Source organism: Streptomyces sp. NPDC051183 (assembly GCF_040682455.1).
Taxonomy (GTDB): Bacteria; Actinomycetota; Actinomycetes; order Streptomycetales; family Streptomycetaceae; genus Streptomyces.
The window spans coordinates 1-11068 of sequence record NZ_JBFBBA010000087.1; the positions used below are offsets into that span (position 1 = coordinate 1).

Annotated in this window: 11 protein-coding genes and 1 pseudogene; 6 read left to right on the forward strand and 6 right to left on the reverse strand. The window is 69.9% G+C overall.

Annotation, left to right across the window (positions count from 1 at the left end; all coding sequences use genetic code 11):
• On the reverse strand, positions 1-712 hold a 712-nt coding region (locus AB0M99_RS36765; protein WP_365928459.1), incomplete at its 3' end, for an aminotransferase class III-fold pyridoxal phosphate-dependent enzyme.
• Between the two features lie 293 nt (positions 713-1005).
• On the opposite strand from AB0M99_RS36765, the pseudogene AB0M99_RS36770 reads away from it, so the two are divergent.
• Both AB0M99_RS36770 and AB0M99_RS36775 read left to right on the forward strand, forming a co-directional pair.
• A pseudogene (locus AB0M99_RS36770) lies at positions 1006-1083 on the forward strand (hypothetical protein); the annotation flags it as partial.
• A gap of 262 nt (positions 1084-1345) precedes the next feature.
• Complete coding sequence (locus tag AB0M99_RS36775; protein WP_365928461.1) at positions 1346-2359, forward strand: XRE family transcriptional regulator; 1014 nt, start codon at positions 1346-1348, stop codon at positions 2357-2359.
• Between the two features lie 833 nt (positions 2360-3192).
• On the opposite strand, the gene AB0M99_RS36780 is transcribed toward AB0M99_RS36775, so the two are convergent.
• On the reverse strand, positions 3193-3426 hold the full coding sequence (locus AB0M99_RS36780; RefSeq protein ID WP_365928463.1) for a DUF2795 domain-containing protein: 234 nt from the start codon (positions 3424-3426) through the stop codon (positions 3193-3195).
• 474 nt (positions 3427-3900) lie between these two features.
• Complete coding sequence (locus AB0M99_RS36785) at positions 3901-4182, reverse strand: hypothetical protein (RefSeq protein ID WP_365928465.1); 282 nt, start codon at positions 4180-4182, stop codon at positions 3901-3903.
• A 759-nt stretch (positions 4183-4941) separates the two neighbouring features.
• On the opposite strand from AB0M99_RS36785, the gene AB0M99_RS36790 reads away from it, so the two are divergent.
• The 4 genes from AB0M99_RS36790 (at position 4942) to AB0M99_RS36805 (ending at position 8679) form a co-directional block, all read left to right on the forward strand.
• Complete coding sequence (locus tag AB0M99_RS36790) at positions 4942-5295, forward strand: hypothetical protein (protein WP_365928467.1); 354 nt, start codon at positions 4942-4944, stop codon at positions 5293-5295.
• 17 nt (positions 5296-5312) lie between these two features.
• Positions 5313-6725 (forward strand): mobilization protein, encoded by a 1413-nt coding sequence (locus AB0M99_RS36795; protein ID WP_365928469.1) that lies wholly within the window; start codon positions 5313-5315, stop codon positions 6723-6725.
• A 34-nt stretch (positions 6726-6759) separates the two neighbouring features.
• The gene (locus AB0M99_RS36800; RefSeq protein WP_365928471.1) at positions 6760-8154 is read left to right on the forward strand and encodes a hypothetical protein; all 1395 of its coding nucleotides are present in this window, start codon (positions 6760-6762) and stop codon (positions 8152-8154) included.
• Between the two features lie 183 nt (positions 8155-8337).
• Positions 8338-8679, forward strand: a complete 342-nt coding sequence (locus AB0M99_RS36805; RefSeq protein WP_365928473.1) for a hypothetical protein — start codon at positions 8338-8340, stop codon at positions 8677-8679.
• Between the two features lie 2 nt (positions 8680-8681).
• On the opposite strand, the gene AB0M99_RS36810 is transcribed toward AB0M99_RS36805, so the two are convergent.
• The 3 genes from AB0M99_RS36810 to AB0M99_RS36820 all read right to left on the reverse strand — a co-directional run bounded on the left by AB0M99_RS36810 (position 8682) and on the right by AB0M99_RS36820 (position 10691).
• Complete coding sequence (locus AB0M99_RS36810) at positions 8682-8813, reverse strand: hypothetical protein (protein WP_365928474.1); 132 nt, start codon at positions 8811-8813, stop codon at positions 8682-8684.
• A 204-nt stretch (positions 8814-9017) separates the two neighbouring features.
• Entirely contained in the window at positions 9018-9680 is a 663-nt protein-coding gene (locus tag AB0M99_RS36815) for a hypothetical protein (protein ID WP_365928476.1), read from the reverse strand.
• A gap of 651 nt (positions 9681-10331) precedes the next feature.
• Positions 10332-10691, reverse strand: coding sequence for a hypothetical protein (locus AB0M99_RS36820; protein WP_365928478.1), 360 nt, complete (start codon positions 10689-10691; stop codon positions 10332-10334).
• Positions 10692-11068 lie beyond the last annotated feature (377 nt).

The window sequence follows — 11068 nt, forward strand, 5'->3', positions numbered from 1 at the left end:
CACTCCAGGCCCGTTTCGCAGCCTGTACTTTCCCACCCGCCGCCTGCACGAACTCCAGACCAAGAACCGCGCCGACCAGCAGGACGCGGACTGGCACGCGACTTACCCCGGCCGCTGTGGTGGCGCCAAGGAAAGTGACGCCCGTTCTCAAGATTCCCGACAGAGTCGCCCCGTGGTGACGGTGTGTCGGCGGGTAGGGGGCAGGGAAGGCGGGGGCAAGACCGTACCGGTCTTCGGGACGGGGGTTGCGGATCTGGTTGCCCGCGACCCCGAGGGTGAACATGCTGTTGCCGTGGTACGAGAGGCTGGACGTCAGGATGTCCCCGCGCCGCTTCCCGTCGCGAACCCGCACGATGTTGCGCGCCAGGCCGACCGCGACCTCCACGCCGAGCGTGCCGCACGTGGTCAGCGCCACGGAGTCCTCCGGCCGGCCCACCGCGTGACACAGGCGGTCCATCAGTTCCATCTGGATGTGGGGCTGGACGACGGCGGCCCCGCCGAAGGAGTAGCGGGAGAACTGCTTCTCGATGCGGGAGAAGACCGCGGGACTGCCCTGCCCGACGTTCACGCAGAGCAGCCCGCTCGATCCGTCGAAGACCCGGCGGCCGTCGGCGAGGTGCATCCAGGGTCCGTTCGCGCCTACGGCTTCGAAGTCCGGCAGAGGCCTGGACGACGTCAGCAGACGTTCGCGATGCTGCACATACCGATCCACGGAGAAGTCCCTTCTTGGGAGTGCTCACTGGGTGGGGGAGTGCGCGGTACTGGGTGGACCGCGGCAAGTCCAAGACCACCGCACCAGGACGCGGTACAACAGTCCGTAGCCATAGGGCTGCAAGGAGTTTGCATCTCGTGCAAGTACGGACGGCCGCGTGCGACCCCCACCGCTGAGGGGGCACGCAGCCTCGGCTACATGGGGACGGGGTTATGGACGCAGTTCGAAAGCCACAAGGGACACCTGCGGCGACACCCGGCGAAGTGGTCCGCGCAGCACGCAGAATCCAGGGCATGACCCTGGTCAAGCTCGGGGCGCTGACCGGCTACTCGGCCGCTCAGGTATCGCGCCTGGAGCGCGGGAAGTCCTCCCTGACGGACGTCTCCGTGCTCCAGAGATTCGCCCGGGTGCTCGACATCCCACCGCAGGCCCTCGGCCTCGCACCAGCCCCGGGCACAGATCCGGAGCCGCTCAGTCAGAGAACCGGGCCGTATCCCAGCCTCCCCAGCCCTACTCTGGGAAGCCCAGGGCGCGAGGACGGAGAGGACCCGGTGCGCACGCGAAGGCAACTGCTCGCGAACCTGGCGGTCACCGCGGCGGCCGCCATGGGCGCCCCCGTCGCCGGCGCCGCCCATGGCGGTCACCGCGGCGGCCGCCATGGGCGCCCCCGTCGCCGGCGCCGCCCCGGCCAAGACCGAAGAGGCGCAGCTCGGCGAGACGCTCACCGCGGGGCTGCGCGACGCGATGCTGGGGCTGGACCGAACCGCCCCCGACGCGCCCCTGGACCTCCTCGCGGCGGAATTGCATCGTGCCTCGGCTGACTTCAACAACTGCTCGTACTCCAGCCTCGCCCTGCGGCTCCCACGACTGATCTCCGCCGGACACAGGTCTACCGCGGGCGGCGACAGCTTCCCCGTGCTGGCGCAGGCCTACCTCCTGGCCACGCGCATCCTCATCAAGCTCGACGAGCCGCAACTCGGCTGGATGGCAGCCGATCGCGCCCGGCAGTTCGCCGTCTACGGCGGAACGCCCGTCGTGGTCGCGGAAGCGGCCCGCCAGCAGGCCGTCCTCGCCCGCAAAGCGGGCTGGCACGATCAGGCTCTGGCCCTCGCCCTGAACGCCGCAGACGATCCGTGCCTGCGGGAACTCGGAAACGCCGGTACCGCCCAGCGAGGACTGCTGGTCCAGTGCGCCGCCTACACCGTCGCCCACCAACGCGACCAAGCCGGAATGCGCGAGCTGACCACCGAGGCCACCGCCATCGCCAAGAGCCTTGGAGCCACCACCCACCTTCGGGACACCAGCGGCGGATTCAGCTGGGCCACCGTGCAGCTCCACCTGATCTCGGCGGAGACCACCGCCGGAGATCCCTCGGCCGCCATCGCCGCAGCAGACGCGCTCGCACCCCAAGCGCTCCCCACCACGGAGCGGCGCGCGCTCTACTTCACCGACCGCGCGAAGGCCTTCGCGCAATGGGGCCGACGCGACGAATGCATCCGTGCACTCCTCCAGGCCGAATATTGGGCCCCCCAGGAAACCCACGCCCGCCCAGCCGTGAAATCGCTCGTCTCCGGCCTGCTGCTCTCCGGGCGCACCACACCCGAGCTGCGAGGCATCGCCGCCCGCACCGGAGTCCTGCACAGCTAGCTGAACCCGACCCCGCCCCCGTGACCCTCATCATCAAGACGAGGCCTTCGCCCGGCGTGGCATGGCCAGCGCCCTTCGGGCTGCCCGCGCCGGGGTACGGCCCCCGTCGCGGCCCCTGAATGGCCAGGGCCGCACCCCGTCCTACGAACGTACCCGCCGCCTTGGCCGTCTCAGATCTCGAACAGGGGGGTTCAGCCGGTCATACCGAGCGCGTTCTCGGGACTGCAGAACGCAAGCAACGCGATGCCCGAGCTGCTGTACGACCTGTACTGATCCGCTGCGTTGGCTGTTGATGAGACTCTTTGAATTTCCCCAGTTGGTGCTCACCGTGTAGGCCAGACCTGCTCACTGGATCTCCCCAGGGTGGGGAGGTTGGTAATGCTCGATTGTGGGACAGTGCTGCTCTGTGGATCTCCCCGTCCTTCGTGTGAATCTCCCGTCGTCTCCGTGTCCACCGCCGCCGCTGCGGCTATCCCTCGGGTGCGACGACTCCGGCACGGCCGGAGGCCCGGGTGCTGGCCTCGGCGGACGCCATCATGCCCTCGGGGGCGGGACCCGCGGAGGAAGAAGTGTGATCCGCAGTCGGTTCCGGCGCAGGTCGGCCCCGGTCCTCGGCATGCGGCCCGGCGAGCTCGGTCCGTTCTGCCGCCGGGGAGCGGAAAGCCACTCTGGCCCAGGAGTTCGGCATCAGCTGCGAGAGTGTGTACGCCTACCTGCGCCAGGAAACCGCCACCGGCTGACTGAACCTCTCGGAGACTGAAGCCGGACCGCCGGGTGCCGAGACCGGCTTGCTTACGTCGGGTCTCGGCACCGCCGGGCGACAGCGGCTGGCGTTACTCCTTGAGTGTCCCCGCTGCCCGGAGCTTGTCGGTCTTGACTTTTTCTAGGGCGTCCCGGACCTCCTGCGCGTTGTTGTACTGGCCTTCAGGAAGGTCATCGAGGTTCCGATATTCCTTGTCCGTCCCGACGTACCGGTCCGCATGGTTGACCAGCTGCTGCTTGGTTGCGGGCCAGGCTCCGTAGTCTCGAACAATCGAGACGACCGACTCAATGTGATCGTCGCTCATGAGAGTCTCCTCTGCATGTGGCTGCGTATATCACCGCCGAGTGGCGGCCACCGCAACACTACGGTTGGCAACAGACCTCGGCGACTGCGCCCGTCCATGTGGGGGATCGGCCCGTAGATTTCGGCCCTGTCGGCCACGCCAGCCGTCTCGCTATTGAAGTCATCGTCCTTTCTGCTCGTTGTGGCCCGTGGCAGCCTCAGCACCGCGCGTCGAACCCGTGGCGACCGTCGGGCACTTGGGGTCCCCGCTCCGCCGCCGCGGAGATCCAATCGGGTGCGAGCATGCCGAACCGGCCCCGTACCGATGACGCGTCGTTACTTTGCGGCCTGGGCCAGCTTCGGAAGGAGGGTGGCCAGACGCAGCGGGGATGCCCGGCCAGTCATTCCGGGCCCTACCCTCCACGCCAACCAGGTCTTTGAAACACCAACAAACCGGGGCGCACAGAGCGGCCCTGGCCGATTTCACAGATCCTCATCACTGTGTCTGAATGAGCATGGCGAGGCTGCGGGCGAGCTCGGTGAAGTCGTCCTCCTGCCAGGTGAACTGTTGCCCCGCCACCCGCAGCAGGTAGCCCTCCAAGCGCTCCCCGACGGGCAGAGAGCGCATGGGGTCATCGAGGGCCGTGTACTGCGCCAGGATTTCCGTCAGGTCGGCGCCGGTCGCCTCCTTCTGCCGGTGCTCGTTGCCACAAACGAGCGACATCCACGCGGCATCGGCGAGACCCCATGGGCGATACAGACCGGTGCGGTCTCGCATCCAGTCCGTCTTCGTGGGTCACTGCGAGCTGGCGTCCGCGATCAGCGGCAGCAGCGAGCTTGGCGGGTGCCGACGAACTCGCTGCACGTATTCGTGAGCGGTGATGGGGGAGCTGAAGAAGGACCGGGCCATGCCCGTGATTCTCCAACCTCTGGCCCCACGGCGACATGTGATTTCTCGGCTGGGGATGTCTCAGTCGACCGGCCAGCAGTTGGCAATGACCGGGTGCAGAGCCCTCTCTTGCGCGGCTTCGGTCGCGGGGCGACTGCGTGCCGACGGGGCTGACGGGAGGCCTGGGAGGCTGTGGCGGGCGACAGGTCGTGCCGCCCGAAGGGTTGCACGTCGGTGAGGTTCAACCATGGGTAGGTCGTCGCTTCGTGGGGGTCCGGGGGGTGTGTGGGTGGGGGTGTGGTGGTGGGGGTTGGGGGTTGGGGTGGTGGTGGGGTGGGGGTTGGGGGTGGGGGTTGGTTGGGTGGGGGTTGTTCGTGGCGGGGTTGGGTGTGTTGGGGGGTTGGGGTGTCGCTGGTTGGGGTGATGTCGGGGCCCGGTCGGTTGTTTCCCGCGTGGCCGGGTGCGGCTGGCTGGGAGGATTTTTCATGCAATAGAAAAGGGGAGCCAGTTAGTGCGTAATGGAACATTAGGCGCTAATTTATCTTGATTCGGGTCCGGTGAGGAGTTCCGATATCGAGGCCCCGGATGCACGGGAGCGAGGGCGTTATGGCGGCAGGTCAGGGTCCGGTACGGCGCCGTGAACGCCAGGTGGGTCAGGTACGCGGGCACCGGTTGAACGTCGCGTTCACGGAGCCGGAGATCGAGGTGGTGCGCCGGGTCGCGGACCGGGAGTCGATGGCCGCGGCGGCGTGGGCGGGGCATGCGGTGATGGCCGTCGCGCAGGAGGTGCTGGTGCCCGTTTCGGCGGAGCGGGCCGACGTCCTGCGCGAACTCGTGAAGGCTCGGGCCGGGCTGCGGGAGATCGCGGTACGCCTCGGCCGGGACCACGGTGCCGGCCCCGTCACAGGCGCGGTGGAGGAGGTCCTCGCGGTGGTGCGGGCGGCGGTGGTGCGGGTGGATACGGCGACGCTCCAGGTGATGCGGGAGCGCCGATCCCGGTGATGCCGAAGAAGCCGGACATGGGCGATGACACCTACGACCTCCTGGACTACCTCTTCGGCCCGGGGAAGCGCGACGAGCACACCGACCCGCATCTGGTGACCGCCTTCGATCCGCATCTGCCCTGCCCCGTGCGGCAGCCGGACGCGGTCTCGCTCCAGGATCTGGCCGACCTCCTGGACGCCCCCGTCGAGGCACTGCGTGGAGTACGCCCGGCCAAGCACGTGTGGCACGTCTCGGTCCGCAACCACGCGGATGACCGGCTGCTCGGCGACGCGGAGTGGGGGGAGGTGGCGGCCGCGATGGTGGACGCCGCGGGCATCGCCCCGTACGGGGATCAGGAGGCCTGCCGGTGGATCGCGGTACGCCACGCACCCGACCACATCCACCTCCTCGCGACCCTCGCCCGCGTGGACGGACGACAGCCCCGCCTGCGCGGCGACATCGTCGCGATGCACGCCGCCGCGCGCGCCTTCGAAGCCCGCTGGGGGCTGACGCCGATGTCGCCGGGGGACCGCACCGCACGCCGCGCCCCTGCCACCGGAGAGAAGGCGAAAGCCGTACGCCGCGGCCTGGTGGAGACCGCCCGGGAGTCCCTGCAGCGCACGGTCCGCCAGGCCGCCGCGCTCTCCACCGACGACAGCGACTTCCTGGACCGGTTGCGCGACGGAGGCCTTCGCGTACGCGAGCGCCGCGACGAGCAAGGTGTCCTGCTCGGGTACGCGGTCGCGCAACCTGGTGACCGCGCCGACGGCGGCAGCCGGCCGGTCTGGTTCTCCGGGAGTTCCCTTGCCTACGACCTGTCCCTGCCCCGGGTTCGGGAGCGCTTCGACGTCCCGGTCGCGGCGCAGGACTGGGCGCGGGCGGAGGGCTGGATCCGCCAGGCCGCGACCGTGCTGGGCGGGGCCGGACAGGCGGAGGGCGCGGGGGACGTGGCTGCGCTCGGTGACCTCCTGGTCGCCGCCGCACTGCATGCTCCCGCCCTCGTCCGGACGCGCCTCCAGGCCGCGGCCGACGCCTTCGAGCAAGCAGGCCGCGCCCCTGGCGAGCGTGCCCTTACCGGGCAGGCGCGGGCCGGTTGGCGGGCCTCCGCGCGCGCGTTGGAGCGCGCCCCGCGCACCGCACGCGGCGGTGGAGCCGTGGTCGTCCTGACCTTGTTGCTCGCGCTGGTGGAGGCGGTGGAGGCGGCCCGCCTGTGGCACGAGGCCAAAGCCCACCGCGCGCAGGCGAAGGCGGCGGCCGAGGCGGGGGCGCTGCTGCGGCAGGCCGCCATCGCGGCCGGGGCCCCCGCCACCCGCACCAGCCGCAACGCACCCTCGCCCTCGCGTGGGCGGGTGGTTGGCCGTGGCCCCGCACAGTCCGGGCGCGTTAGCGGTGTGGTCCCGTACACGCCGCCCGGTTCGGAGCGGCCGGGCCCGTCCCGGTCCCGATAACCCCTGCCGCCGAGTTCGAGGAGCACCACCCCTGATGACCACCCCCGCAGCGCCCATGCCGGTCGGCGAGCCGTTCTCCGAAGCCCTCGCCGAGGCCGCGCAGTCCGCCGCGATGGCGATGCGCCTTCTCCTGACCCTGGCCGACGCCGTACGGCGCGCGGCCCGGAAGATGCGCCAGGGCAAGGAGGACGAACTCGGCGACGAGGCCGCGAAGCTCGCCCCCGGCTGGGCCGAAGCACAGCTGCGCCCGGTCCTGGACGCCACCGTGCTGGAGAACCTGATGAAGGGATCCGACTGGCCGCAGCTGGCCGGGCAGCTCGTCTCCCTCCAGCAGGCCGGCGTCGACATGACCGCCTTCCTGCCCCAGCTCGGCACCGTGGCCACCACCGTCCACAAGGCGGTCGAGGCCAACGCGGCGCGGATCAAGGCGGAGGGCACCGATCGGTGGGCCGACCGGCTCCGGTCGATGACGCCGCCGGGGATGGTCCGCGACGCGATGCTCTCCTCGCCCCTGTGGCCCGACATGGCCGCCGCGATGGACCGCCTCGACGGCCAGGGCGTGGACGTCGCCCGCTTCCTCACCGACGCGCACGCGGCCGGCGTCGGCGTCGACCAGGCCGTGGCCGCCGTCCTCGCCGCTGCTCCACCCGCACCCGCACCCGCACCCGCACCGGCGGCTGTGGCTGCGGTGCCGGAGGCGGTCCCGGCCGCGCGTAAGGCCGAGGCCCGCGACCCGTGGGCGCCGCCACCCACCGCGTCGAAGACCCCCGCACCCGCCCCCGCACCCGCCCCCGCCCCCGCGCCTGCGGCCGGGTCCGCTCCGGCTGCGGGGACCGCTCCAGCTCCAGCTCCTGCGGCTGCTCCGGCCGCGACTCCCGTGGCCGAGGCGGTGGTGGTGAGCGAGGACGCCCGCCGCTACTGGGGCCCGCTGACCGAAGGCCTGACCCTCCCGGCCAAGCTCGACCTCGACGTCCGGGAGAAGGCCTTGGAACAGCTCGGGGTCCGCCCGGATGTCCACGCCCGGATCGTGGCCACGGTCAAGGACGTCCTGGGCGAGCGGGACGCGGGCCTCCTGGTCAATGCCCGCCCCTGGCCCCTGCTGGCCGCCCGCATGCACCAGATCGGCGAACACGAAGGCCCCAAGGCCCTCACCGCGCACCTGAAGCGTCTGACCGGCGATGAGTCCTGGCGCCTGGGCGCCCCCGCCGAGTTCGCCCGCCGCATGGTCCTGGCCACCCATCAGGCCCTCACCACACCCCCAGGCGCACCCCTGACCCTCGTGCCCCCGGTCTCGGCGGCCGCCGCCCGCTCCCGCTCCACCACCACCACGGCCGCGCCGGGCCCGGCGGGCGCCGCTCCTGCCGAAGCCGCCGTTCCCGCCCACCGCCAAGCCGCTTCCCGCGTCAAGCACTCGGGACGCGGACGGTAGCCGGACCGGAGCCGGGTAGCGGTTCCCGGATTCGGGAACGGTGCCGTCCAGGGTGTTCCATCGTTCCCCTATGTGGGAATCGTGCAGGTGAAAGGGGGTGGCGGGGTGGTGATGTCAGGGAGACGACGTCGTGTCAGGGGCGGCACACTCACAGGGCTGTTGCTGGCCGGGTGCGGCTGCTGGGTGGACACGTCCGGATACCCGGACGCAGGCCTGCTCCTGGCGGTCCTGGCCGCCGCGGTGATCGTTACGAGCCTCTGGAGATCGGGAGCCCTGGACCGCGCCCCCACCGAGCCACCCGCAGTATCAGAGGCCGTACGCGGCCCGGAACGGATGCTGTCGGCGGGGGAGAAAGCAGACCAGGAACGCTCGCTGCGGCTGCTCAAGGCGATCGACGACGCCGCCGATGACCCCACCGGGGAGCCCGGTGAGCTCTCGGACTTCGAGCGGATCGTGCTCTACGGGGTCGCTGAACTTCCAGGCCGCCCGTACCCGCCGGCGGGCCACGACTACCCGCGCCCGTGAACTCAACCCCGGATGTCAGTCCCGTCGGTCCCGCCGTGAGCCCACTCCACGCCGAGTTCGGCGAGCGCGCCGAGCTGGGCGGCGCCGAGCCGCTCGCGCCGCTGCTTCTGAACCTTCCCGCTGAGGACGTTCACGCTCACTGAGCGTCGAAAGCCGGTCCGGCCATCGTCGTAGACGCGATAGGGATCTACTGATTCGCGGGTGCCGGTCTGACTCGGTAGGGCCAGATGCTCTTGGTTCCCTTTTCTATCCTGGCATTCTTTTGAAGCACTCAGACGTGGGGGAGCTGGTAGCTGCAGTGGTACGGAGAGTTCCGGGGCGGGAGGCAGCGCAGGGCGTCAGCTTCGGAGTTGGTCCTCGATGACGCGTTGGAGTTGAGTCGTGTCGATGTCTCCGTTCCATCGGATGTACTGGAAGTTCTTGCCGTCCTCCTGGGCTCTGTCGCGTGCGGCGCCGAGGGTGGAGAGGGCTGGCTCGTGCATGTTGCTCACGATGATGATCGCGTCCAGGTCTGTCCGCCCGCGGAGCAGCGCTTCGATGATCTCCCGCATGCGGCGGGGGCCGATGTGCGTGGTGGGGTCGCCGAACTTGGTCACAATGCCGGCCTTTTTACCGTCGAGGGTCACTTCGATGTCGGTGCCTCGGTCGTACGGCCCGCTGGAGTGGTGGACCGCGCCGGGGCCGAAGACCGACACCAGGCGATCGTTGATGACCTGCTCGTATGCCGTGGCGGACAGTTCTCGGATTTCGGTGTCTCGCTGAACTTCAGGAGCGACGGTGGTGGCTGCGGAGGCGAGGTTCAGGGCATCGTCGGGGCTGTCCGCGTTGCGGATCCTGTCTTCGATCTCGGCCAAGGTGAGGGTGCCGTCGGCCAGTCCGATTTCCTTGATCTGGCGTCCCATCACGGCTGCAACGAGTAGGAGGGCTCCGGCGATGATGAGTGCGGCGGGGCCGGCTTCCGTCGTGACGGTGAAGACGGCTACTGCCCCGGCACCCACCATTGCGGATCCGGCAAGGCCTAGGGTCCAGCGAGCCGCGGGGGTAAGTCTGCCTGCTCGCTGGATTTGGGCAGCGCGCTCAGTGCGTTGGGCCCTCCATCGGGCTATTGGACCGAGGGGTTTGGGAGGGCGGGGGACAGGGGTGCTCATGACCCGCAGGGTAGGGGAGGAGAGGGCTCTATGGGGCGATGTTTAGGAGCCTCGGCAGCGAGCTTGCCCCGCACCCACGGTCCCCCGTTGGTTGGCAGCTCGCAGTGTGAGTTGCTCCTGGAGGCGGAGCCGGAAGGGCCCAGGGTTGGGAGCAGAGGGGGACGGCCCCGCACTCCGCCTACGAGAACAGCAACCCCGTGCTACTGCTGCGCCCGCGAAGCGGGCCGGGTCCTGGAGGCGAAGCCGCAAGGACCGGGGTGGAAGCGAAGCGGACACCCCATCAGGCCGCAGGCCTGCAGACCCCGTGAAACGGGGTCACCTCCCGCGCGAAGCGCGGGAGCCCGAGGCCCGCGAAGCGGGCCGCCCGGGATGGAGCGCAGCGGAATCCCGGGCAGTCCCCTGACCGCTTCAGTCCTGGAGGCGGGGCTGGAAGGCCTGGGGGTGGGCGTGGAGCGGCATGGTGTCCAGCCCTTCCGTGTAGGGGCTGGACACCATCGTGTTTTGTCAGCCGTTGTTGCGGACGGCGTAGGCGTAGACGGTGTACTCCGGCAGTTTCCTCTTCTTCGGGGTGAGGTCGATGGTTTCGGACATCTGGCCCGGCTGTTCCCGTGCGTATTCTTCGATCATCGTTGTGTCAGTGCGTTCCACCTGGTGGAATTCGACGATCCATCCCTGACCGTCGTCGCTGCGGCGGCTGGACTTGACGGCTTCGTTGTCGCCCCAGATGTTGGGGTAGTTCCAGCCGCCGGAGATGACGGTCCAGCCGTCGTCGGCGCGGGCTTCGACGTGTTCGGTGCCGGTGGCGGTGAAGACCTTGAGTTCCAGTTCGGAGAGGTTTGCCGACGATGCGGTTTCGGTGGCCATGGTCGCCCTCTTTGAAGGTGTGGAGTGGGACACCTGTATCAATAGTGCTGGCGGGCGCGACGCATGGGGAGTGTCACCCGGCTAGTGGCGTGTTGCAGTGGACAGAATAGTTTTAAAGGCCTGCGAAGCAGGCCCCGTTCGGGCGAAGCGGGCCTTAGGGCCTGGAGGCGGAGCCGGAAGGACCCGGGGTGGGAGCGGAGCGGACACGCCAACGGGCCGAAGGCCCGGACCCCGTGAAACGGGGTCACCCAGGCCTGCGGAGCAGGCCGTTCGGGTGGAGCGAAGCGGAACCCGAACCAGTCCGGAGCGAAGCGCAGGACTCCGGCCCGAAGGGCCGGCCATAGCTCGGCGGGGCTCGGCTTCGCCGAGCTATGGCC

What these genes read in the sequence shown, in the direction of transcription:
- AB0M99_RS36800 (WP_365928471.1), top strand. Translation starts at nt 6,760, where the DNA reads ATGACCACCCCCGCAGCGCCCATGCCGGTCGGCGAGCCGTTCTCCGAA.
- AB0M99_RS36820 (WP_365928478.1), bottom strand. Translation starts at nt 10,691, where the DNA reads ATGGCCACCGAAACCGCATCGTCGGCAAACCTCTCCGAACTGGAACTC.
- AB0M99_RS36795 (WP_365928469.1), top strand. Translation starts at nt 5,313, where the DNA reads ATGGGCGATGACACCTACGACCTCCTGGACTACCTCTTCGGCCCGGGG.
- AB0M99_RS36780 (WP_365928463.1), bottom strand. Translation starts at nt 3,426, where the DNA reads ATGAGCGACGATCACATTGAGTCGGTCGTCTCGATTGTTCGAGACTAC.
- AB0M99_RS36815 (WP_365928476.1), bottom strand. Translation starts at nt 9,680, where the DNA reads ATGGTGGGTGCCGGGGCAGTAGCCGTCTTCACCGTCACGACGGAAGCC.
- AB0M99_RS36775 (WP_365928461.1), top strand. Translation starts at nt 1,346, where the DNA reads ATGGCGGTCACCGCGGCGGCCGCCATGGGCGCCCCCGTCGCCGGCGCC.
- AB0M99_RS36785 (WP_365928465.1), bottom strand. Translation starts at nt 4,182, where the DNA reads ATGCGAGACCGCACCGGTCTGTATCGCCCATGGGGTCTCGCCGATGCC.